Origin of the sequence: Spirosoma fluviale (genome assembly GCF_900230225.1) — a bacterium.
GTDB lineage: Bacteria > Bacteroidota > Bacteroidia > Cytophagales > Spirosomataceae > Spirosoma > Spirosoma fluviale.
Genome location: NZ_OCNH01000001.1, coordinates 206,234 through 230,417, shown reverse-complemented (window position 1 = coordinate 230,417; position 24,184 = coordinate 206,234). Strand labels below are relative to the sequence as shown.

Genomic DNA, 24,184 nt, shown 5'->3' with positions numbered 1-24,184 from the left:
GCTCAATAATAAACCTGTCTGGGCCAAGCTCCGGCCTGGCCTTAATACGTCAATTAAAACGCGACTGATTTCAGCCGAAGTCCGGTGTCTTCCGGCAAACCAAATACCAGATTCAGGTTTTGGACGGCATGACCTGAGGCCCCTTTGGTAAGGTTGTCGATTACGCTCGTAATCAGCAGCTGGCCATCGTGTACTTCCAGATGCACCAGGCATTTGTTGGTGTTCACGACCTGCTTTACATCCACCGGCGCATCGCTGACGTGGGTGAACGGGTGGCTTTCGTAATACGTCCGGTATAGCTGCTTTGCTTCGTCCAGGGTTCCGGCAAAGGGCGTGTAAACGTTGGCCATGATGCCCCGCGTGAAATCGCCCCGGTAAGGAATGAAATTGATGGCAGCCGTAAAATCAGGCTCCAGCTGCGTCAAACTCTGGCGTATTTCGGCCAGGTGCTGGTGCGTGAAGGCTTTGTAAATCGAAACGTTGTTATTGCGCCAGGTAAAGCCGGTTGTGGGTACAAGCGCCTGACCCGCGCCCGTGCTGCCGGTTATGGCACTTACGTGGACGTCGTCGGTCAGTTTACCGGCTTTTGCCAGGGGCAACAGCGCCAGTTGGATACTACTGGCAAAGCAGCCGGGATTGGCAATGCGCATGGCTTCCTGAATACGCTCCCGGTTGAGTTCCGGCAAGCCATACACGAAATCGTCGTGCTCATCCCGAAAATCGGCACTGAGATCAATTACGGCAATATCGTCGGACACCTCGTGCTCCGCCATAAACGTTGCCGAAGCCCCATGCCCAGAACATAGGAAAATAGCATCCAGGCCGTCCTGCGCTAGCAATTCACTAATTTCTTCACCCGAAAAGGTGAGGTCGGTATCACCCAGCAGATCGGTATGCGTAGCCCAAACGGGTTTGCCCGCCTGACTTTTGCTGTGTGTAAAGGCCACATTTACAAACGGGTGATTGATCAAAATACGAAGCAACTCACCTCCCGTATACCCGGCTCCACCAATGATACCAACGTTTATTTTTTCCATGTTTTTGTAACGACCGCGTTCATTTATTGATTCAATGTACTGCCAGTCTCACCTCTGACACCGGCTTTGCAAACCGCATTTAAGTAGCCGATACCTGGCTTTGCTCTCTAATTGCGCGAAACCAGACCAGCGCCCGATTCAATACGCTTTCATCGAAAGCCGTCACATATTCACTTTCAAATCCCGGCCGGTCGAGCGTTAATGAGCGGCTTAATTCATGATTGTGAATTACCAGGGTTCGCTTGCTGGAAATGGGGAAGAACTGAATACCCATGCCATTCTTCTGAAACGACAAGGTCGGGCAACCCAGACAGCATAGATGCATCGGTAGCGAATCGAGGGTAAAGGCAGCCTGTGACTGTTCACTCAGGCTGGCCATATCCTGAAGGGATAATTTATTGACACCAGAAATCAGCCTGTCAACAGCCGTTGGATTCGTTGCACGAACCCGTTCGTACACCTCCGCCGTAAATGCTTTCTGCCCGCTGAATACCAGTGGATTTTGACTTTCCTGAAGCAGTTGGGTTGATAACTCGCACCAGTAGTCAACCGGCAGCATCCGGATGGGATCTCCCGACTCAGGACAAATCAGAATGGGTTTATACGCAGGCACTGGAAAACCCAGCTTGGCCCATAACTGCTCGGGGGATTCGGGCGGATGAACGAAGTAAGGTTCAATGGTTTCCAGTCTAGCCTCAACGCCCATGGGTTTCAGGAGTCGCAGAATCAGGTCAACGTTATGAACTTCTTCATCCGGCATGAAAAACTCATCATCCAGCAGACCGCCAAAGCCCCTTGTTCCATAGCCAATTTTACGCTTAACCTTTAAGTAAGGCAGGATAAAATGCATGGGCGAATCCGAGAAGCGAATATCAACGGAATAATCGTAAACGGTGTCGCTGAGCGTTTTTATGGCCGCTTTGGTTGTTTGCCAGAAATCCTGCCATTTCTGAAGTTTGGACAGCGGCCGACGACTTGTTCCGATATGATTGAGGTGGATAACCCGCCGTATGTACGGGTTATCCTGCCAAATGGGATCGCACCAGCTACCGGCCAGTATGTCAATCCGGGCATTGGGGTATTGCTGCCTGATCAACGGAAAGGTGTACGACAGAATCAGCGCATCGCCCAGATGCCCGGAGGTCATCAGGAGAATGGCTGGCTCATCGGTAACGGGCACGCTATCCTGCTTACGCACAGACCTACTGGCGTAGGCATCCACTACTATATCAAGCAGTTGCAACGGATAGGCAATGCTCCGGGGAGCGCAATATTTCCGCGCTTTTCCAATCACTGGTTGTTGATTTTCTCGTAGATCATCACCTGATTGGAGGCTACTTTCGAGAAGCCGCGCACGTCGTCGCCCGTCCAGGCGTTGTTCATTTCGCCATACGAACCGAACTTCGACGACATCAGATCATGATCCGACTCAATACCCATCACCTGGAACCGGTAGGGTGCCAGCAGCACATGCACTTTACCCGACACATGCGCCTGCGAATCGGCCAGGAAGGTTTCGATGTTGCGCATAACGGGGTCCATAAACTGGCCTTCGTGGAGCATGGTACCGTACCAGTTGGCCAGCTGCTCTTTCCAGTACAACTGCCATTTGCCCAGCACGTGCTTTTCGAGGGTATGGTGCGCTTTAATAATAATCAGGGGCGCGGGGGCTTCGAATCCAACCCGGCCTTTGATGCCAATGATGGTGTCGCCCACGTGAATGTCGCGGCCAATACCGAACGGACCAGCCAGTTCGGTTAGTTTACGAATGGCATCGACCGGATTGTTGTAGGTCTCGTCGCCAAATGCGCCGGAAATACCTTTGATTTCACCGTGCTGGAACGTGATCGTAATCGTTTCCTGGTCCGATTTGGTCACCTGCGTTGGCCAGGCCGATTCGGGTAGGAACTGATCCGATGTCAGCGTTTCTTTACCGCCTACCGATGTTCCCCAGAGTCCTTTGTTGATGGAATAGGCCGCTTTATGCCACTCCTGATCAACACCTTTGGCTTTGAGGTATTCGATTTCGGCTTCGCGCGACAGGCGCAGGTCCCGAATGGGGGTGATCACTTCGGCGTCGGGTGCAATGATGCGGAACGCCATATCGAAACGAACCTGGTCGTTACCCGCACCCGTACTCCCGTGCGCAATGGCCGACGCGCCAATTTCGCGGGCGTATTCGGCGGCAGCAATGGCCTGAAAAATCCGCTCGGCGCTTACGCTGAGCGGGTAGGTGTTGTTTTTCAAGACATTACCATACACCAGAAACTTCAGGCATTGCTGGTAATAGTCGTCTGTCTTCGAGATGGTTACATGAGACTTAACCCCTAATGAATAGGCCCGTTCCTCAATCGCTTTGAGCTCGGCATCCGAAAAACCGCCTGTATCGACCAGCACCGAATAAACATCCATGCCACGATCTTCAGACAAATATTTAACACAGAAGGAGGTATCGAGACCTCCGCTAAAGGCGAGAACTACTTTTTGAGACATTAGAGAGAAAGACGCCGGGCAATGACTCGCTCGTTGTCGGAATGGTTTTGGTGGCACAAATATCGGGCTTGTTCACGAAAAACCCGACTGAATTCGTATCCTTTCGTTTATCCGTGGCGTGGGACTGCCAACAAGAGGCTTTGCTTAAGATAAATCACTTATCAGACATGGGCGTTCAAGCTATCACGAAACACTCTTGAAACTACAAATAGAGACAGGTACGGTTTCTATAAAAAAGCCATATTTCCCTCCTTTATCTCTCCCGTCAAGTCCCAGAGTTTATTCTGGGAGATGAGAATATTGCAATTTTAGCTTTTCAAGGAGTATAAGACATGATTTGTAGACTAGGTAACTAAAAATATAATACTAATGGCTACTTACCCATTTTATAAGAAAAACTGAATGCACTAGAGAGATAAAGCTAAGATCAAAACCTACAGAATAAAAAAATCGGAACCACTAATAGCTCCGATTCTTCAAGAAGATCAGTTCTAAAAATAGTTAACTTTTTTCAGGAGGAGACATTCGCTCAGTTAATTTCGCTTTCAAATGACTCTTCAGATTGTCACATTGTTGGTAGCTAAATTTTGGTGGAAGAGCATTACCTATTAAAAGTGCAATTGCGGCCTTAGGTATGTCTAATGGAAACTTATAGTTGGGCGGAAAAGACTGGAGCAAAGCGGCTTCACGTGGTGTTATTACCCGATCTTCCTCTGGATGTAAAAAACGACCCTTCGAAGGATTAAGGCACCCCCCTGTTATAGTTGTTGAATAATCGTCCCATCTTAATCTCCCGTAAATATCATTAAAGCCAACGTTTGGCTTTTTATGGCAATCTAAAGTATACTCCTCAGGTAAATCTTTTCGACTACCCCCATTTTTAGGAGTCAACTTTATTCTATTTAAAACTTCTGGAGTATGAACTGCAACAATTTTATGGAGAGCATCAGTTGTCTCAGAAATAGACTCAAGTTTCTCAATGTAATCACGTACAGTTTTCTTTTCTCCAGTTCCTGGTGCAATCTTAATTGCCCCTATTAATGATCCTACCATAACTAACCTTTCACGACTTTGTGGAACGCCATAATCTTTTACATTTACAACTTGAATATCTAATTTATATCCAAGAGCTTGTAATTCCTTTGTTATTTCAATAAATACATCATACGTTTCTAAACCAGGAACATTTTCCATCATAATTGTGATTGGCATTAGCTCCTTAACGAAACGAAAATATTCAAGAACTAAATCGTTTCTAACATCAAAAACTTCATCTTTTCGGTTGAGTTTTCGAACCTTTGAAAATCCTTGACAAGGTGGGCATCCTGCTAGCAAATGTAAGGGTCTACGTTTAAGCAAACGTTTAATTGATTTTGTATCTATTTCTCTAATATCTTGTTGAATTAGAGTTGTGTTTGGGTGATTCAGTGAATATGCTTTAATAGCGTCTGAATTTATTTCAACAGACGCTATTACTTCAAAATCAGCATCTATCATACCTTGAGACAAGCCTCCGCAACCGGAGAACAGGTCGATGGCAGTGAATTTTCTTTTCATCAATCGAAAAATTAACTTATTGCAGGTGGAGTATCAGCACTGGCGGTATTACCATCGGCAGTAGCAGTTGGTGCAACAACAACTACGGTATCAGCGGCATCAGAAATTGGCATGACAACTGAGGAGTCAGCAACAGCGATCGGACCAACATATGCTGGTACTAGGGGTGACTCATCATCTAGTCTTATTTCTACGTCTTTTATTATTGGATGCTCTGGTGCTCGTTGTTTTAAGAAGTCAAAAAACTCTTTATATCTAGTTTTAACATTTCTAAATAGCCCTCCCCAAGTAACAGCATCAAGACTGCTTCTTAATTGGGTTAGTGTTGAATTGAGCGAACTATCTTTTGCCAAATTATCAGCAATCAATTGCCCATAGACTGATTTGTTTCTAAATTCATTTGTAGTTCCTTGATCAGAAATAGCTGCTTGAATACGAGTAACATATCTATTTAACCTCATCAAATGGTCATAGTCCGCAGTAAGCCCAGGTGCCATTAATTCAAGTACTATGATTCTGGTATCGTCTCTGATACATAGAAGATCAAACCTACGACCATCACGATCATCATCTCTTTTGTACTCTTTGTCTGTTTGAATTAGAACATCTTCGATCCATTTATCCACCCCATGCTCATGATGAAAATCAGCAGGAACTAGATGCTCATATTCATGACCAAGTAGCCAAGGGTGATCTTTAAGAAAAGTTTGCATATCAGGCTTTCCTTTACCAGCCTTTTCTGGCAATCTTGCCTTGATGTATTTATCAAACTGGTTTATAATTTCAATTTTACCAGCAATAACTTCTGCTGTTGAAACCGCTGCAATTACATCCCATTCGTGAACAGCTTCAATCAGGCTAGCTAAAGAATTTTCATCTGTAGCATTTATTTTTTTAATTACCTTTTTTACACTTTCCCGTTCTACGCCCGAAATCATTGAGGAAGCAATTATTTTAAAGTCTCCTTCATTGATACGTTCTATTTCAGCAACTTTATCTAAAGCTAATAATAGATCTTCCCTCTCTTGCTTTGCAAGTCTGTCAATCCGTTCGTTATATTGGCTAAACGTATGTCTAAAATTAGCCAGTTGACTACTTGTTCTCCTTTTTTTCCAGTCAGAGCAAAGCTGTTTTATCATAGCTTGTCCCCATTTTTCAAAATCCTTTGCTTTATCATATTGCCAATTGACAGTTTGTCTGTCCGTGGCTATATAATCCTTCTCTGAGTCAAGAAATTCAGCTTTAACTTGACCAGTCAGATACTCAAGTCCAACCTGTCCATTTATGCCTCCGCTAAGGTTAAAAAGAAATGGAGTTGTTTGAGCAATCCTCCCGTGTGCAAATATTGAGATTCCTTTTAACTCAGAGTCATTAATGGGGACTTTAAGAAAGCCAAACCAATAACTTATATGACCAACATCAGGAATATTCAACTCTTCCCATCCATCATCTGCTGGTATTCTATGCTCAAAATCGAGATTTTCTTTGCTTAAAGGAACTCCATTGATTATCACTTCCATCACATCAGACCGTATAGCGAATCGCCTTGCCATACTTGTCATAAATGATTGCATATTAATGCGATTATGAAGCTTAAGCCTTCTATAGGTTATTGTTACTCCAGAGGATTCATCAGTAGTATTGTCTATTTCTGGTTCAATGTAAAACTCTTGCAAATCATCACGGCCCCGCAAATCGTTGTAGTTAAGTGTAAATTGAACTACACGCCCATCTTTCACTGCTTTTACTACAATATCCTCTGCAATACCAAATCCAGCCAGCTTACCGATTCCTTTACGACCCATAACAAGCCGCCCATTAGCTGTTTTCTCACCTCTTCTTCTTCTCTCATATCCTATTTGCAGATAGTAATTATTGATTTCATTGAATGTCATACCTATTCCGTAGTCTTTTACAATGATCTCGGCTCCTGGAGATGTAGGGTCTGCTGGAACGCTGATTTCAACTTTAGTAGCATCTGCATCCCATGCATTTGCAATTAATTCAGCAACGGCAGGAACAGGTCCCCCGTACATATCTTGGCCAAGAAGGTCAATAAATCTCCCGGCAAATTTCATTTTTAACCTCGTATCAGTATTACCTGAATCTTGGCTTGCATTCATGTGGAAAAGGGCTATTCTGGTGTGTAATCAGAGATTCTGCAAAAACAGAAGAGAAATATTTAAAAACAAGAAATCAACTATGTACAAAAGTAAGACCATTATAAGTATTCTACTCTCTTACTAAAAACTTTAAGCTATCTAACTAACTTACAGTTAGTTGGCAAAATATTTATTTTTCACTTAAGTGTTGAAGATTAGAAAATAACGTTGACACCCTTAAGCTAAAAAGCCAACCTTTCTTCACCCTCTCAAAGCAGCACCAGTAAACTCCCCGGCAGTACCCGCACGTTAACCTGACCGGCAGGCAGCGTCAGCGGCTCACCATCGGCATGAATCAGTACGGGGCCGTCGGCTTCTACGGTGGCTTTCGTTACAGATGTTCCGCGCCAGTAAGGTGATTGATTGAGCGTCTTGTTGAATAACCGCCAGGTGAGGACACCAGCGGCCTGGGTGGGAAAGGGACGAATTTCGCACTGCTCCAGCCTACCGTCGGCGATGTTGGCGGTCGGGGCCATCCAGGCATTATTCCCGAACTGCCCCGCATTGGCGAACGTGAGCGAGAAGAGCTTCTGCTTCTGCCCATCCAGCAAAAATACCGGGGGCTTATACCCCAGAAACGCGTTAAACGCCGTACGAATGTAAGTTGGCAGTCCACGGACGGGTTGCCGGGCGAAGGCGTGGGCTACATAAGCCTCAAATCCAAGTCCGGCGGTACAGAAAAACGGATGCTCGTTTATTTCGCCACTATCAATCACCACCGGTCGTCCGGTCAGGGCGCGTTCAATGGCTTTCGGCGGAGCAAGCGGAATTCCCAGATGCCGGGCCAGCCCATTGCCGGAACCAATGGGCACAATGCCCAATGCCGTAGCTGATCGACGGAGGGCCTGAGCCGTTTCGTTGATGGTACCATCGCCCCCAATGGCCAGCACCCGATTGACCCCCCGCTTCACGGCATCGGTGGCAAGTTCGGTAGCATGGCCGGGGTGCGTGGTAAAAATAGCTTCGGGTGCATAATCGAGCGCTTCAGCGCGACGCATAAACGCATCCTGAAGCAGGGCTTTCTGCGCAACGGAGGTTGTACCGGAAAGCGGATTGATGATAGCCAGAACGGCTGAACGACTGCTCACTCAGGAGAAGAAAATAAATAAGATTAAAATAAAGACAACGATAAAAATATAGTACCAACCATCGGAAAAGATGTATGGTTTGTAATCGTTGTAAAACTTCCGGACCTTTTTCATAAATCGTTACGCTAGATACGGGGACAAAGATAACGGTAGGTTTTGGGTATTCAGTTTTTGGGTTCTAAACCGATGATGCCAGATGTGAGCATCTGGCATCATCGGGGCAAGCTACAACGCCTGCCCACCGTTGACGGCCAATACGTGTCCATTCACAAATGAGGCCTCGTCCGAAGCCAGAAACAGATACGCGTTGGCAATGTCTTCGGGCTTGCCAATGCGCCGAACCGGAATGGTTGCCACGGCCTGGTTGCGTACCTCATCGGGCATGGCATCGGTCATAGCGGTTTGGATAAAACCCGGCGCTACCGCATTAGCGGTAATGCCTTTCGGACCCAGCTCTTTGGCCCATGACCGCACCATGCCAATGATACCCGCTTTGGCGGCTGCGTAGTTGGTTTGTCCAAAAGCACCATGAACTCCGTTGATCGACGACGTACAGATAATTCGCCCGTATTTCTGCTCCACCATGTACGGTGCCACCACTTTTGTGCAGTTAAAAACACCCGTCAGGTTTACGTCGATCACCTGCTGCCAGTCGGCAAATGACATTTTCAGCAGGGTTTTATCACGTGTGATCCCGGCGTTGTTAATCAGAATATCGATCCGGCCATACTGCTCGTGTACAGAGCGGGCGGCTGCTTCAATACCGGGCACATCCGTTGTGCTCACGTGCTGGAAAACGCAGGCAAACCCCCGGTCGCGCAGTGACTGGGCGGTGGCTTCACCTTCATCCAGCAAATCCCAGATGATAACGGTGGCTCCTTCGCGGCAAAACACCTCGGCAGCTGCCTGTCCGATGCCCCGGGCAGCCCCGGTAATAATGGCAATTTTATTCTGTAATCTCATAACCTGTCAGCAGGAAATCCGTTAGCATTGAATGAGCGAATAACGCAAAATTCCATTCGATTCACCAACATTGTTTGGGTTATGGAATGTATATGATAGCTTTAGTCAAAACGCTTTCTTTATGAAACAACTCACCACTACACTCCTCCTTTTCCTGCTCGCTTTCCCGGCTCTGAGTCAGCCTACAGCGCAGACACTGGCCGATAACCGCGAACGACGGGCCATTCTCGAAATCCTGAAACGGCAAACCGACGACTGGAACGCCGGACGTATCGACCGGTTTATGGTGGCTTACTGGAATTCCGACTCGCTGACATTCATCGGCAAGGCCGGTATTACGTATGGGTATCAGCCAACGCTCGCTAATTACAAAAAGCGCTACCCCAGCCGGGCATCGATGGGCACGCTTAAGTTTGATGTTCTGGAGCTAAACTTCCAGACGCCCACCGTGGCCTATGTGATTGGCCGTTTTCACCTCACCCGCCCCCAAATTGGCGATGCGGAAGGGTACTTTACCTTACTCTGGCGAAAAATCAATAACCGCTGGGTAATCGTAAGCGACCATACAAGTTAGCCATTAATCAGGCCTGAGACGGCTGATTGTCAGACTCAACCATTTCTGTGAATGCATTTATTTAAACTATAAGCTAAAGCCGCTTTAGCTTACACGTATAAACCTTTGGTTTACTTGCGAAGTTTTTTATTATATATTCAAGAAATTTTTGGCCTTTGTTACGTAAAAGCTAAAAAACAATACCGTGTCAAAACTGCTTGAATAGACGGTACCTCTGAACGCTACTCATGCTGATTACGCAACCCATGACTTCCGATACTGCCTGGCACAATGCTCACTCAGACCCTCACTTTTGGGCAATTCTGGCGCAAAGCCTGTTTCCTCCTTATGTCAACACCTGTCGGTGGTTTGCGGGGAAAGCCAGGCAACAAACCGGCTTTTCGGTAAAAACAGTTCATACATTGGCTCTTCCGGATGGCGATGTGGCGTATCTCCTCATTCTGGAATCGACCTACGCCGATGGCGGACCTGAAACGTATTTATTGCCCATTTCTTTCCTAACCGATCATACAACACATACCCTATCGTTTCAACCGGCGACCATTCCCGAAAAAGCCCGAATCAGCGACGACATCACCATTGGGAAAGAAACCGGTATGCTCATCGACGCGATCTATGACGAACGGTTTCGGGAAGTCCTGTTCACTGCTATTTATCAGAATCAGATAATGCCGCAAACCGATGGAACCCTAACGTTTCACCGGGGCAAGGGGCTCGATGAGGGCGATGAACGGCTTCCATCGCGGGTGCTGCCTGTCGACTCAAGCAACTCGGCCATGACCTTCGGTGATAAATACTTCCTGAAACTATACCGAAAACTCTTTCAGGAAACGAACCCGGAAGTCGATATGGTAGCGTTTCTGACCGACGAAAGCAACTTCGAACACATCCCTGCTTTCGGTGGCAGCATTATCTGGCAGGGAAGTGACCGACCGGATATTACGCTCGGAATGGTGCAACGGATGGTGCCTAATGACAAGGATTCGTGGATGCAAACCGGCGATTACCTCAACGATTTTCTCTACGCCGTTCCGCAACGGCTGTTCGCCATTCGAGAAGATGTGTTCGATAAAGTGGAACTGCTGGGCCGCCGAACGGGCGAGATGCACTGCGCCCTGTACAAACCGTCTAAACCCAACGCTCCAACCGATCCGGCTTTTGAACCCGAGCCGTTTACCGACGAGTACCGCGAGTTTCTGATCAAACGGTTAGAGGATCTGCTCGAACGCCGGTATGCGCTGCTGATCGACAATTATACCAAACTCGATTTGCAGGCGCAGCGGCTGGCCTGGGTATTTATGGAAGCGAAAGAGATGATCGATACCTTCATTGCCGACTTCCGCACCCGCCCCCTCAGTTCGCAACGCATCCGAATCCACGGCGATTATCACCTTGGGCAGGTACTGGCAACGGAAAACGACTTTGTGATCATCGACTTCGAGGGCGAACCCGAGAGCAGCATTGCCGAACGAAAGATCAAGCACTCACCGCTTAAAGATGTGGCAGGTATGATTCGGTCGTACCACTACGCCGTTTCGGCTAAGCTGTTCAACTCCGTCGAAACCGACGAACTTGACCCCGACCACCTGCAGCGCGTATCGGATCGGTGGTTTTACCTGATTCGGGATACGTTTCTGGATGCGTATCTGGACGTATTTGGTGCTCCTCACCCGCTTTTCAAAAACAACAGCGAAATCAATTTCCTGCTTCTTATCTACCTGCTCGAAAAGGCCGTGTACGAATTGGGGTACGAAATTAGTTACCGCCCCTCGTGGGTTAAAATCCCGCTGAAAGGTATCATTGATGTAATCCGTGAGATCGAAAAAATCCGGCTGAGCGATGGCGAGGTCGCGCCCAACGTACCCATGCTGCAAACGGGCCTGCTACAAACAAAACGCGACTAGTTGATCAGGTAAAATACAGCGGCAAGCCCGTTACACGAATGCGCTGATTTAAGAACAGGCCCCGGTTTTTCGTAGGAAGGCGGGGCAGCGACCCTATAAATTGAGATCATGTATCTGCGAACGGTGAGGATTTTTTCTAACTTTCAGCCGCTGATCACGTTCAATAACGTATCTATTTAGTTCCAACAATGGCAAAACGCAAAACTCCAACCCCCTCGGCCGAAACCGAACAAGCGGTGCAGCCTGCTTTACCCGAACAAGTTACGAGCCAACCGGCCTCGTCGGACAAGCCGACCCACCAGGATGGGGTTTACTCCCGCTTCTCTGATTTCGATATTCACCTCTTCCGGAGTGGGAAGCATCAGAAGCTATACGATAAATTTGGCGCTCACGTCGTTGAGCACAACGGTGTTATAGGCACCTATTTTGCCGTGTGGGCACCCTCGGCCCGCTATGTTGCCGTTATCGGTAATTTCAACGGCTGGGATAAAGGCAGTCATTCCATGAATGTTCGCTGGGATTCGTCGGGTATCTGGGAGGTGTTCATTCCGAACATCGGCCGGGGCGAAACCTACAAATATTTTATTATCCACGAAGGCGGACGCGAAGTCGAAAAAGGCGACCCTTATGCTCACTGGTGGGAAGTGCCGCCCAAAACAGCTTCGGTCATTTGGGATACCTATTACGAATGGCAGGATCAGGAATGGATGGCCAACCGGGCTGCCAAAAACGCCCTCAACGCGCCGATTTCCGTGTACGAGATGCACATGGCCTCGTGGCGACGTGATCCCGGCAATCCGGAGCGCGAGTTGACGTATGGTGAAATTGCCGATGCGCTGGTGCCTTATCTACAGGACATGGGCTTCACGCACGTTGAGTTCATGCCGGTCATGCAGTATCCGTACGCGCCTTCCTGGGGCTATCAGATTACCGGCTATTATGCACCCAGCAGCCGTTTTGGTACACCTCAGGAGTTTATGAAACTCATCGAACGGCTTCACCAGGCGGGTATTGGGGTGTTACTGGACTGGGTTCCCTCCCACTTCCCCGGCGACGCCAATGGCCTGTATGAGTTCGATGGCTCGCACCTGTACGAACATCCAGACCCACGCAAAGGGTATCATCCCGACTGGAAAAGCTATATTTTTAACTATGGCCGACCAGAAGTCCGCTCGTTCCTGCTCAGCAACGCCATGTTCTGGCTCGACCGTTGCCACGCCGATGGTTTGCGCGTAGATGCCGTTGCCTCCATGCTGTATCTGGACTATTCGCGCAATGCGGGCGAGTGGGAACCGAACGAGTTTGGTGGCCGCGAGAATCTGGATGTCATCTCGCTCATCAAGGAAATCAACGAAGCGGTTTATAAGGAATTCCCCGATACGCAAACCATCGCCGAAGAATCGACCGCTTTTCCGGGCGTATCGCGGCCGGTTTTCATGGGTGGACTTGGCTTCGGGATGAAATGGATGATGGGCTGGATGAACGACACGCTTCGGTATTTCCAGCGCGACCCGGCTTTCCGCAAATTCCATCAGGACGAGTTAACTTTCAGTACCGTTTATGCCTTTACGGAGAACTTCATGCTACCCCTCTCACACGATGAGGTTGTGTATGGCAAGCACTCGCTGATTGGTAAAATGCCCGGCGATGAATGGCAGCGATTTGCTAATTTACGGTTGCTCTTCTCCTACATGTTTACGCATTCGGGCACTAAACTGCTCTTCATGGGTGGTGAGTTCGGTCAAACATCGGAGTGGAAATTCGATTCCAGTCTGGATTGGCATTTGCTCGAATATGGGCCACATAAAGGTATGGCCGCCTGCGTAAAAGCATTGAATGCGCTTTATAAAGCTGAACCGGCCATGTATGAGCGCAATTTCAGCGCTGATGGTTTCGAGTGGATCGACACAAGTGACCGCGAGAACAGCGTTATCACCTACATTCGAAAAGGCAACCGTCCGGAAGACAACTTGCTGATTATCCTAAATATGACCCCCATTCCACGTTCCGGTTATCGCATAGGCGTACCGTCGGCGGGCTCATACAGGGAAGTATTTAATAGCGATGCCGTTGAGTTCTTCGGGAGTGGCGTCAGCAATTCGGAGCCCATTGCCAGTTATGAACAGGTATGGCACGGTCGTCCGCAATCCATCGACGTAAACGTTCCTCCGCTGGGAGCTGTCGTTTTAAAAATGATTTAGGAAAGACTAAAAAGGAAGTGGGTAGCCTGTGTACACATGGGCTACCCACTTCCTTTTTTATTACCCGTTTATCCTTCTCTATCTTTGCCCTACAACACCTTAATTTATTGATGAAGCAAACACTCATTGCATTGCTAACGCTAGTACCACTTTTTGCAGTTGCGCAATCGCCCGTTTCGGCTCGACTTAGCAGTGGTTATGACTTAGGGATGGCTTACTCGAAAAATAAGTACAATCCGTCTATTACCTACTACCAGCTAATTCACGTCGGTGAACGTAAGTTGCTCTCTCTGGGCTGGACGGCTCGTTTAGGCGCTTTTTACGGCGACAATCTGAATTACTACACGGCACCCGCCCGCTTAACCCGTGGCAAAAGCGGCCTGGGTGCGCTTACCGCCCCGCTCATCACCAATAACATCGATACGGTTCGGTATGATTACATCACGAACACTTCGCTCAATATTGGATTTCGGGCGCAGCTTAATTTAGGAAGACTGGAAATTGGGGGCAGTGCCGATTTGCTGGGAATCGCTTTCGGCAAGTCACGACTGGGCCGTTATATGTCGTCGACGGGTCAATATAAAATAACCTCCAGCACGGGTGCCGATTCAACGACAACTTACTTTCAGGGTGCCAACACCTTCCAAGATGCAAAGCCCAGTACGTTCAACGTGCGCTTACTGGGCGATAACGACCGGGGCACACTGGCCACCGAAATTTACGCCCGCTATCGCGTGAGTCAGCGCATGGGCATTAAACTGGGTTACCAATGGCTTACCACCGAAACAACCGTCTCAAACCGTGATGTTATTGCAGACAACAATCGATTTAGGAATCGGGCGGGTATGGCTTACTTTGCCGTAACCTTGCCCGTCTTTCAGTAGTGGAGTGGGGAGTAGTGGAATAAGTGCAGTAGAACGACCCTCACTTACTCCACTACTTTACCACTCCACTTACTCCCCTACTTACTAAACTTCTACTGGTTTCAGGTCGAAATACGTTTGAAAGATAGCGGCCCCAATTTCGTTGGTACGCGTCTGAAAGTTATCAAGGTATTGATGCAATCCCCCACTAAAGATATCTGCCGTGTCGGTGAACTCAATCTCCGAGCGTAGTTTGGACATTGTCCGCTCTGCTGAGTTCCCAAAACCGTGTGCGATGTTATTGCCAGAAATTTCATAAAGCGACAACTCCGCCTGCCGGATGCAATGCGCTACGGAACGGGGAAACATCCGGTCCAGAATCAGAAATTCGACAATGCTGGACGGCGACAGTGACCGATACTGCTGACGATGCATGTTGTACGCACTGACCGACTTTAATACGGCCGACCAGATCATTAAATCGATGGTAGAACCAACGGCTTCTATTTCGGGCAGCAGGGTAAAATATTTCACATCCAGAAACCGGGACGTTTTATCGGCTCGCTCCAGAAACCGGCCCAGCCGCCCAAAATGCCAGGCTTCGTTGCGGGTTATGGTGGCGTCGATAATACCATAGAAAAGCTGGGTACTGTTCCGAATCTCGGTAAAGAAATGCTGGGTTTCAATTTCCTCCCACTGCTGCTTGGGCGAGGTATCGCGCACCATCAGATAAAACTGGTTCAGGTGCTCCCACATTTCTTTCGAAATCACCTCACGGATAGTGCGGGCGTTCTCACGGGCGTTGCTCAGGCAAGCCACAATGGAGTTGGGGTTACGCTTATCGAAGGTCATAAAATGAATGACATTCTCCCGCGTAGGCTGCTGATAATATTTCGTAAATAAGTCGTGATCGGCGGTGGCAATCAACAAAGGCTCCCACTGCTGATCCACGTTGGGGGGCAAATCGAGTGCCAGGTTAAAATTCACACTCATGAAACGGGCATAATTTTCGGCCCGCTCAATGTATCGGTGCATCCAGTAAACAGAATTGGCAACGCGGCTCAGCATAACGTATAATATTGGGTTAAAACGGTGGATGACCAACAAAAATAGGGCTTTACCGCTACTAAACAAGAAAAATTGGCCAAATCAGACCAACAAACAAAACAAGTACTTGAAAGATAAAACGTTGCCTGTCACGCTATAGCACTCATTCAGGCATATTCATCAACCCTTATATAAAATTTACGCGGTTAGAAAAAGGATGTTTTACTCTTCTGATTGCAGAACGCCTTATTCGTACGTTTCTACAATATTATGATAGACAAGCTAGTTTCCTTATGCCTTTTTAGCCTGCTTTTCAGCATGGCCGCTTTTGCAACCACTACTCCCGGCAAATCTACAGCCCCGGCACCGGGTTCCAAGTTTTACGAAGTCAGAATTTATTACCCAACACCTGGTAAATATGCTGAAATAGTCGACCGTTTTCGTCAGTATACCACCAAAATTTTCGAAAAGCACGGTATGGAGAATATCGGTTACTGGACCCCAACCGATACGAGTCGTAAAGAATTAATCTATATTCTGGCCTACCCCAGCCGCGAAGCTCGTGATGCTTCATGGAAAGCCTTCGGCAGCGATCCCGAATGGAAAGCAGTTGTAGCCAAAACCGAAGCCAACGGTAAACTAGTCGACCATGTCGATCAGATTTTCATGACCGATGCCGACTTTTCGCCCAAGCTGAAACTAAGCCAGAAATCACCGGAGCGAACATTCGAGTTACGCACCTACACATGTACTCCCGGCAAACTGCCTAACCTGCTGTCACGCTTCCGCGATCATACGGTGAAGCTGTTCAGCAAACACGGTATGACCAACGTAGCGTATTGGGTGACGCAGGAAAAAGATCCCGCTACCCAATCCAAACTGGTGTACATCCTGGCTCACCCCAGCGAAGCCGAAGGAAAAGCTCACTTCGAAGAATTCCGTAAAGACCCAAAATGGATTGCGGTCAAAGATGCATCGGAAAAAGAAGCCGGCGGGTCACTGACCACCAAAGTTGAGTCGGTCTACATGAAACCTACAGATTATTCGCCTATTAAATAACCAGGGCAAACAACGCCTTTCATCAATCGGTTTCACGACGTAAACAAACAACGTTATGAAACCGATTGATCGTTTTGTTACTAACCTATTTGGCAATCCGGCGCTATCTACCCTCTCCCGCCAGGATTTTCTTCAGCTAACCGGCCGTACGCTGGCCGTTGGTGCGCTGGGCAGCACCCTGGCTTCCTGCGAAAAAAAACCGGATGCCAGTAACACCGCCGTCGAAACAGCCAGTACTCCCAGCGGGCCCGTTCCCAAACTACCCGCCACCTCTCCCCCGGCCGACGTTCCCGCCGACTCCACCAAGCCCATTGAACTGGAGCAGATCAAAGCCAAAACCGAACAGCAGGAAGGCCCAACACCAACGCCCCTGGCCGAAGATCAGCGCATAGGTTACGCCCTTGTTGGTCTCGGACACCTGACCCTGAATCAGATTTTACCCGCTTTTGGTGCCTGTACAAAATCGAAAGTGGTGGCTCTGGTGAGCGGAAGCCCCGAAAAAATGCAGAAGGTAGCTGCTCAGTATGGCATTAAGGAATCGAGCTGTTACAGCTACGCCGATTACGACAAGCTGAAGGATAACAAAGAGGTGCAGGCCATTTACATTGTGCTGCCCAATGGAATGCACGCCGAATACACCATCCGGGGAGCGCAGGCGGGCAAGCATATTCTCTGCGAGAAACCAATGGCCAACACTGCCCAGGAATGTCAGGCAATGATTGACGCCTGCAAAAAAGCAGACCGTAAGCTTATGATCGCCTACCGGATTCAGTACGAGCCTCATAACAGGATGGTGCGCGAGATGGTCCAGACCGAGAAATTCGGGAAGGTGAAAAGCATTATCGCCAACAACGGCCAAAACTCCGATAACCCGAAGCACTGGCGGTTCAACAAAGCCCTGGCCGGGGGCGGCTCTCTGCCGGATGTGGGCCTATACTGCCTGAACACCATCCGGTTTGTACTGGCCGAAGAACCAACCGAAGTAATGGGTTATATTCACAGTACGCCAAACGACCCACGTTTTAAGGAGGTAGAGGAACAGGTAAACTGGATGATGAAATTTCCAAGTGGCGTACTGGCGAGTTGTGCTACCAGCTACGGGCATCACGACGAGAAGAGCTATCGGGTTCTGGCCGATACGGGCTGGATAAAAATGGACCCGGCTTTCCCGTACACCGGTCTACAGTTGGAAACCAGTCAGGCGCAGGGCGAAGAAAATCAGATCATCCAACACAAAATTGCCGACAAAGACCACTTCACCCTCGAAATGGATCACTTCTCGGAGTGCCTTCTGGAGAATAAAGTCCCGTTCACGCCCGGCGAAGAAGGGCTTCAGGACCAGAAAATAATGGAGGCCATTTATCAATCGGCGCGGGAAGGGAAACCGGTCAAGTTGCCCGCCGTAAGCAAAAAAGACGCTTTCCGGGGACCGGAACCAAAAACTGCCTGATTCATACAGGTGGCCCTGCGGGATTATGAATCCCGTAGGGCCACCTGTATGAATTACAATGCCACAAACTCCACCCGCCTGTTTTTCTTTCGGTTATCTTCGCTACTGTTTGGCGAAACGGGGTCAATGGGGCCACGACCGACGGCTTTTAACCGGCTTTTAGCGATTCCCTTACCGGCCAGGTAATCAATAACCGCCTGGCAGCGGTCTCGGGAGAGTTTAACGTTTAAATCAAAATCGCCCTGGTTGTCGGTGTGGCCGCGGATTTCAATTTGCAACGCCGGATTTTCGCTAAGTACAGCCGCCAGCTGATCGAGTTCGGGGGACGATTCCGGGCGCAGAACGGGGGAGCTTTGATCGAAGTAGATATTCTTAAGCGTAACAGCCTTTCCCTTTTCAATAGCGCCAAACGGCTGGTTCGTCACGGCTGGCATCCGGAGGTTAGCGGAGAGAGCGGGCGCTTTTAGGGCTGGTTTTGCGGTGGGAGTTTCCACGTAAGCCGTCTTCGCCGATTTAACCACCGCTTCGGGAAGCGCCTGCGTTTTTGTAATGTCCGGCGTTTTTTTAGGCGTTAACATAACCCGTGCTTCACTCTGTACACTATCCAGCCTGATGGACTTTGTGAAATCCCCATAGCCATTGGCGGAACTGGTTAACTGGTAGACTCCCCTACCGGGCAGGTCTGTTTTAACCAGACCGGTCACTGAATCGGGCGTTAGTAACAGCGTTGTCTTACCCGCTTTGCCGGAGATCGTAAACCGGGCATCATGAATGAGTTTGTTTGTCCGGCTATCGACCGCCCACACGGTTAGTTTAATGGGGGCGGGATCCAGCTGGGCATCAAATTCATAGCGGTTCCCCGTCGGTGACACAGCAATCGTCATGCTTCGAAAAGCGGTTGTATACCCCTCGCCACTTACCTCAATCGCTAACACATCGGGTCCCTCAAACACACGTTCCAGACGCCCGTCTACCAGCGAAAACTGCTGCGTCTTACCCGTTGCTTTGGAGGTTATGCTGGCGATAGCCGATGTCATAGGTTTGCTAATGTCGACGGCAAACGCTTTGACTGTCAGAATGCTGGGTTTGGTTGCCCGGCCGGATTCGACAGGAGAAGCCATCACTGGCCTGGCGCTGGGCGTTGCTTTAATCCGTGAGTAATCAACTTCCCTCCTCTGGGCCATACCAGAGCTGACAACCAGTAAATAGACTACTGTCGCCAGAAATAGCTTTCCGTTTGAAAGGAGCATAAGTTGCCTGTTATTAGAAACCTATAAGGTCTGCGAGACCTTATAGGTTTTGCCGGTTTATGGGACTGATTACGGCCTCCCAATCTGACTTTCCCCTTAATGATGCGCCGTAGTCGACACGGGCGGATTAATCATAATATGAGCCCGATGCGTACCGGGGTCCATAATCCAGGGCATGCCGGGTGCTTCGGGCTTTAGTGGCAAACCGGTGCTTTCGGCGGTAGCATATGGAATGTACACAACCGAGCGCAGATACCCATCTTTTACCTCACCCGTAGCGGCATCATAATCTTCGTCTTTAGCGGTGTAGGAAAATAACGACGATGGATGGGTGGGCATTGTCAGCTTTTTCGCCTTTACTTCCTGCTCACGCATCGCCAGAATTTCAGCCGGTTTTTTCCCTGCCTGTTTCAGTACCCGACCACGTTCCATAAACGGGTCGAGGTCGCGGTGGTAACAGGATACGCTCAGTCCTTTCTGAGCGGGATCATCGGCCAGGCAAACGAGTTCGTTGGTTCCTTTGCGCAGCACGACAAACTCATTTTTGGCGGAGTATCCGTACACCGTTGCACCATCTCGTTTATCAGCCGGAGCGGCCAGCACAGCGGTTTTAATTTGAATATCGGGAGCTGGAACCGTGGGCGTTTGGGCAAACGCGGTGGCCAATAGGCCTTGTAAGGCGATGAGGGCAAGGGTAGTTTTCATGGTTGTTAGACGAGTTAATTAGGATAAGGCAAGGCCGCGCTATCCTCAATAATGAAACCGGCATTGGATGATATGTATTCGGTCAGCCTCGACCCGGTATACGAGACGATGTTCATCGGTGATTCGTCTCGACCAAAACCCAGACAAATTTTCCTTTAATGGTTCTGGCTTTCCTTTGCCCTCAAACGGGGTTCGAAGGCATTCTTTGATGAGTTCGTTAATACGACGCAGTACACTTTTTTCCGTCTGCTGCCAATAAATGTAATCCTCCCATGCATCCTTATCCCATGATAGGTTCATTAGTAGCTTAATCTTCTATCAGTGGATGCGACTCAAACTCTCCTCGGTCTGCGCGATCAATGGCGCTCATTAATCGGTTACGGTTTTTTTCAGAACTGAGTAAATGAAGCGTCTCCTTCAGTGAATTATACTCCCGTAATGAAATTAAAACGACGTTTTTATTTTCACTGCGGTTAATAATAACCGTATCACCGTCATCACTAACCTGATCAAGTTTGGCTTTCATCGATCGCCGAAACTCTGTGTAATTGACAACTTGCATGATTTATCACTATTTACGTACAATTTTAAGTACTTATTTCATCTAAAGCAAGCCTATTTTTACTGGTACCCACGCGCCTGCAAGCCAAACAACTCAGCGTAGCGGCCGTCTTTCTCCAGCAATTCATAATGGCTGCCGATTTCGAGCAGAGTGCCGTTTTCCAGCACCAGAATCCGGTCGGCCATACGAACGGTGCTGAATCGGTGCGAGATGATCACCGATGATTTCCCGTCGGTTAACTGCCCGAATCGCTGGAACACTTCGTACTCTGCGCGGGCGTCGAGGGCTGCGGTGGGTTCGTCCAGAATGATCAACTGGGCATCGCGCATGTAGGCCCGTCCCAGCGCTACTTTCTGCCACTCGCCCCCCGATAGTTCAACGCCTTTGCCAAACGAGCGACCCAGTTGCTGGTCGTAACCACCGGCGAGTTTGGCAATGACCGTATCGGCCAGGCTGCGTTGGGCAGACGTTTCGATACGTGGTTGGTTGGTCCGTTCGTCGATGTCACCCACGGCAATGTTCACTCCAGCCGACATTTTGAAGCGGGTATAATCCTGAAAAATAACACCAATATTCCGCCGAAGCTCCATCAGGTCATATTCCCGCAAATCGAAGCCATCGAGCAAAATCCGCCCTTCGGCCGGGTCGTAAAGACGAGCCAGCAGTTTAACAAGCGTCGTTTTGCCCGCGCCATTCTCACCAACAAGGGCCAGCTTTTCGCCCGCCTGCAAAGTGAAGGAAAGATTACGCAAGGCCCAACGTTCGGAGTTGGTGTATTTAAAACCGACATTCTCAAACACAAATCCTTCCCGAATCGGATTGGGGAACGGACGGGTTGTTTTGGGTGAATGAATCAGCGGCTTGATGGCGAAGTAATCGAACAAATCCTGTAAATAGATTGCTTCCTGTGTCAGACTGCTAAATTGAAGCAGAATCCCTTCCAGCGAACCCCGCACCTGCCGGAACGACCCGGCAAGAAACGTCAGGTCGCCGAGCGAAATTTGCCCGCTCACGGCCCGCATCACAATCCAGACGTAGGCTCCGTAATACCCGGCGGTACCCAGCGCGGTGAGCAACGTGCCCCAACCCGCCCGACTGATTGCCAGCGCTCGATTTTTAAGGTAATACCCCCACGACAATTCCCTGAATCGGTCGATCAGAAAGCCCGACAAACCAAAAATCTTGACCTCTTTCGCCGTTTCGTCACTGGCTCCAATGTAGCGTAGGTAGTCGAGTTCGCGCCGTTCGGGCGTCCAGGAGCGCGAGAGGGAGTAGCTGCGCTGATTGAAGTAATTATCACCAATGAACGACGGCGTAACGGCTATCAGAATCAGCAGCAATAGCCAGGGATTATAAACGGCCAGACCGGCTGCCAGAAACCCTACTGAAATCAGCTCCTGCACCTGCCCGAAAACGCCGGAGAGTAGCACTGTCCGGCCGGTGGTTTGTCGGCGGGCGCGTTCGAGTTTGTCGTAGAAAGTGGCGTCTTCAAACTGTTCGAGATCGAGGGTAGCCGCGTGTTCCATCAACCGGATGGAGGTCTGGTTAGCGAACAGATCGCCCAGCAAACTATCCATCAGCGCGACGGCCCGGCCCAGTGCGGTAGAGAGAATAGCTAGCCCGAATTCGGCACCCACGAGCCACCAGATGTAGTTTGTATCGTCCGTTGTGGTTTGCCTGGACAGGGCAACAACCTGATCGATGATCAGCTTACCAATGTAGAGTGTAGCGGCTGGAATAGCGGCCCGAATCAGGCGCAGGGCAGCATTACCGAGAAATAGTCCCGGCGAAACTTCCCACACCAATTTAAAAAATGCGGGCAGGTTTCCCAGGGCCGCAAAGCGCTCACGCCAGCTTACCTGGTCTTTGGTATCAGCGGGGTTAGCGTGTGGAATGTCCTTTTTTGCCATATACGAAAAAGACAAGCCCAACGGGGGATTAGTTCATTAACCTTTCCCGGTGCCCACTCCTGAAACTTACCCGTTAAACCTCACTCTCTTCTGGTCGAAAGACGCCATGACAAATTTTCAATTGCCCTTGGTTGATGGCGCGAGATCGGGCCACGTTAGCGCTGGCCTCGCGCCATCGACAGTTATGCTATTGGGCAATTCATGATTTTTTGTTGTTACTTCCCGAATGAATACATCCATTTCAAGGCTAATTCTATTCTTTGTTCTCGTTACCACGGGCGTCTCAGAGGCTCACACCTTCATACTCCCGTCCAACGATCCGCCGGGCATTGCCTTTTTTAAGGGTTCCTGGAAAGATGTACTCGCTGAAGCTAAACGACAGAACAAACCCGTGTTTCTGGACGTCTACACAACCTGGTGCCCGCCCTGCAAACGAATGGCTAATGAGGCCTTTCCTAATGCGAAGTTGGGAGCCCGCTACAATGTACACTTCATTAATTACCAACTCGACGCCGAGAAAGGCGAAGGCCTTACCCTAGCCAAACAATATCTCGTGGCCAGTTATCCAACGTCTCTGTTCATTGCGCCCAACGGTGATCTGATCCACCGGGCGGTAGGGTACGGCGGCATCAACGCCATGCTTGTTCAGGCCGATCATGTACTGGCGCTGCCGCGCCTGAAATCGACAGTGGCAAAGGGCGACAAAGCCTACGCCGAAGGGAAACGTGACCCGAATTTCCTGAAAAAGTACCTCCAAACGCGTCAATCGCTCAATCGCCCCACCAGCGATGTACTCGATGCTTATCTGGATGCCTTACCCGAGTCGGAGCGCACCGCAACCGAAACAATACGGTTCGTGGCAGGGGTTATCGAATCCGCTGATACGAAAGCATTTGACTTGTTGATTTCCGACCGGCCCGGTTTACCTGCGCCTGATTCGGCTCAGGAAGGTCTGTCGAAAGAAATCTTTGGCGCGTTAGACCGGGTATTGAGCAGCACCGCTAACCGGGTTGGCAGCAGTACGACCCATGACGAGCAACTGCTCGAAAAAGGTAGTGTAAACAGCGAACGGGATGCCCCAGCCGACTGGGAACCAGCTTTAGCCTGGGCAGAGCACTCCATTCACCTGTATCGTACTCATAATTCTCTGCATACCTATGCCCGGCTGCTAAATAAAGCCGGGCGTACTCAGGACGCGATTAATGCCCAGAAAGAAGCGATTCGTGAGGCCGGGAAAGAGGGCTGGCCCACGCGTGACTATGAAGATGAACTGGCGGCTATGAACCAAATGTGACGACCCGTAAAGACGATAAAGAATTACTCATTTTTTAATTTCAGAACGATTTATTACCCAACATT

General features: G+C 49.2%; 20 protein-coding genes. 7 read left to right on the top strand and 13 right to left on the bottom strand.

Annotated elements, in window-relative coordinates:
- Nucleotides 1-53 precede the first annotated feature (53 nt).
- The 7 genes from argC to fabG form a co-directional block, all read right to left on the bottom strand.
- Nucleotides 54-1,037, bottom strand: coding sequence for an N-acetyl-gamma-glutamyl-phosphate reductase (gene argC, locus CRO74_RS00950; RefSeq protein ID WP_097124141.1), 984 nt, complete (start codon nt 1,035-1,037; stop codon nt 54-56).
- Between the two features lie 79 nt (nt 1,038-1,116).
- On the bottom strand, nt 1,117-2,331 hold the full coding sequence (locus tag CRO74_RS00945; protein WP_097124140.1) for a glycosyltransferase family 9 protein: 1,215 nt from the start codon (nt 2,329-2,331) through the stop codon (nt 1,117-1,119).
- Nucleotides 2,328-3,530: an argininosuccinate synthase gene (locus CRO74_RS00940; RefSeq protein ID WP_097124139.1), complete on the bottom strand. Its 1,203-nt coding sequence runs from the start codon at nt 3,528-3,530 to the stop codon at nt 2,328-2,330. Before CRO74_RS00940 ends, CRO74_RS00945 begins: the two co-directional genes overlap by 4 nt.
- Before the next feature lie 501 nt (nt 3,531-4,031).
- Entirely contained in the window at nt 4,032-5,087 is a 1,056-nt protein-coding gene (locus CRO74_RS00935) for a DNA cytosine methyltransferase (RefSeq protein ID WP_097124138.1), read from the bottom strand.
- An 11-nt stretch (nt 5,088-5,098) separates the two neighbouring features.
- Nucleotides 5,099-7,210, bottom strand: coding sequence for an ATP-binding protein (locus tag CRO74_RS00930; RefSeq protein WP_097124137.1), 2,112 nt, complete (start codon nt 7,208-7,210; stop codon nt 5,099-5,101).
- A 248-nt stretch (nt 7,211-7,458) separates the two neighbouring features.
- Nucleotides 7,459-8,337 (bottom strand): diacylglycerol/lipid kinase family protein, encoded by an 879-nt coding sequence (locus tag CRO74_RS00925; RefSeq protein ID WP_097124136.1) that lies wholly within the window; start codon nt 8,335-8,337, stop codon nt 7,459-7,461.
- 225 nt (nt 8,338-8,562) lie between these two features.
- A complete protein-coding gene (fabG, locus tag CRO74_RS00920) occupies nt 8,563-9,300 on the bottom strand; it encodes a 3-oxoacyl-ACP reductase FabG (RefSeq protein WP_097124135.1) in 738 nt (245 codons plus the stop codon).
- A gap of 121 nt (nt 9,301-9,421) precedes the next feature.
- Here fabG and CRO74_RS00915 point away from each other — a divergent pair, with 121 nt between their 5' ends.
- The 4 genes from CRO74_RS00915 (at nt 9,422) to CRO74_RS00900 (ending at nt 14,863) form a co-directional block, all read left to right on the top strand.
- Entirely contained in the window at nt 9,422-9,874 is a 453-nt protein-coding gene (locus tag CRO74_RS00915; protein WP_097124134.1) for a YybH family protein, read from the top strand.
- Between the two features lie 245 nt (nt 9,875-10,119).
- Nucleotides 10,120-11,778: a putative maltokinase gene (locus CRO74_RS00910; RefSeq protein WP_394341877.1), complete on the top strand. Its 1,659-nt coding sequence runs from the start codon at nt 10,120-10,122 to the stop codon at nt 11,776-11,778.
- Nucleotides 11,779-11,966: 188 nt separating this feature from the next.
- The gene (glgB, locus tag CRO74_RS00905; protein WP_097124132.1) at nt 11,967-13,979 is read left to right on the top strand and encodes a 1,4-alpha-glucan branching protein GlgB; all 2,013 of its coding nucleotides are present in this window, start codon (nt 11,967-11,969) and stop codon (nt 13,977-13,979) included.
- 110 nt (nt 13,980-14,089) lie between these two features.
- Nucleotides 14,090-14,863 carry a hypothetical protein gene (locus CRO74_RS00900; RefSeq protein ID WP_097124131.1) on the top strand — a complete coding sequence of 258 codons (774 nt, stop codon included), beginning with the start codon at nt 14,090-14,092 and terminating at the stop codon, nt 14,861-14,863.
- An 84-nt stretch (nt 14,864-14,947) separates the two neighbouring features.
- On the opposite strand, the gene CRO74_RS00895 is transcribed toward CRO74_RS00900, so the two are convergent.
- A complete protein-coding gene (locus CRO74_RS00895; protein ID WP_097124130.1) occupies nt 14,948-15,910 on the bottom strand; it encodes an alpha-E domain-containing protein in 963 nt (320 codons plus the stop codon).
- A gap of 249 nt (nt 15,911-16,159) precedes the next feature.
- Here CRO74_RS00895 and CRO74_RS00890 point away from each other — a divergent pair, with 249 nt between their 5' ends.
- Both CRO74_RS00890 and CRO74_RS00885 read left to right on the top strand, forming a co-directional pair.
- Nucleotides 16,160-16,948: an NIPSNAP family protein gene (locus tag CRO74_RS00890; protein ID WP_097125960.1), complete on the top strand. Its 789-nt coding sequence runs from the start codon at nt 16,160-16,162 to the stop codon at nt 16,946-16,948.
- 55 nt (nt 16,949-17,003) lie between these two features.
- Nucleotides 17,004-18,398, top strand: a complete 1,395-nt coding sequence (locus CRO74_RS00885; protein ID WP_097124129.1) for a Gfo/Idh/MocA family oxidoreductase — start codon at nt 17,004-17,006, stop codon at nt 18,396-18,398.
- 53 nt (nt 18,399-18,451) lie between these two features.
- On the opposite strand, the gene CRO74_RS00880 is transcribed toward CRO74_RS00885, so the two are convergent.
- The 5 genes from CRO74_RS00880 to CRO74_RS00860 form a co-directional block, all read right to left on the bottom strand.
- Nucleotides 18,452-19,648, bottom strand: coding sequence for an OmpA family protein (locus CRO74_RS00880; RefSeq protein ID WP_097124128.1), 1,197 nt, complete (start codon nt 19,646-19,648; stop codon nt 18,452-18,454).
- A gap of 96 nt (nt 19,649-19,744) precedes the next feature.
- Nucleotides 19,745-20,353 carry a hypothetical protein gene (locus tag CRO74_RS00875; RefSeq protein ID WP_097124127.1) on the bottom strand — a complete coding sequence of 203 codons (609 nt, stop codon included), beginning with the start codon at nt 20,351-20,353 and terminating at the stop codon, nt 19,745-19,747.
- A gap of 45 nt (nt 20,354-20,398) precedes the next feature.
- The gene (locus CRO74_RS00870; RefSeq protein ID WP_012925007.1) at nt 20,399-20,653 is read right to left on the bottom strand and encodes a Txe/YoeB family addiction module toxin; all 255 of its coding nucleotides are present in this window, start codon (nt 20,651-20,653) and stop codon (nt 20,399-20,401) included.
- A gap of 7 nt (nt 20,654-20,660) precedes the next feature.
- On the bottom strand, nt 20,661-20,915 hold the full coding sequence (locus tag CRO74_RS00865) for a type II toxin-antitoxin system Phd/YefM family antitoxin (protein ID WP_097124126.1): 255 nt from the start codon (nt 20,913-20,915) through the stop codon (nt 20,661-20,663).
- A 59-nt stretch (nt 20,916-20,974) separates the two neighbouring features.
- Nucleotides 20,975-22,825, bottom strand: a complete 1,851-nt coding sequence (locus CRO74_RS00860) for an ABC transporter ATP-binding protein (RefSeq protein WP_097124125.1) — start codon at nt 22,823-22,825, stop codon at nt 20,975-20,977.
- Nucleotides 22,826-23,051: 226 nt separating this feature from the next.
- Here CRO74_RS00860 and CRO74_RS00855 point away from each other — a divergent pair, with 226 nt between their 5' ends.
- Nucleotides 23,052-24,119, top strand: coding sequence for a thioredoxin family protein (locus tag CRO74_RS00855; protein ID WP_097124124.1), 1,068 nt, complete (start codon nt 23,052-23,054; stop codon nt 24,117-24,119).
- Nucleotides 24,120-24,184 lie beyond the last annotated feature (65 nt).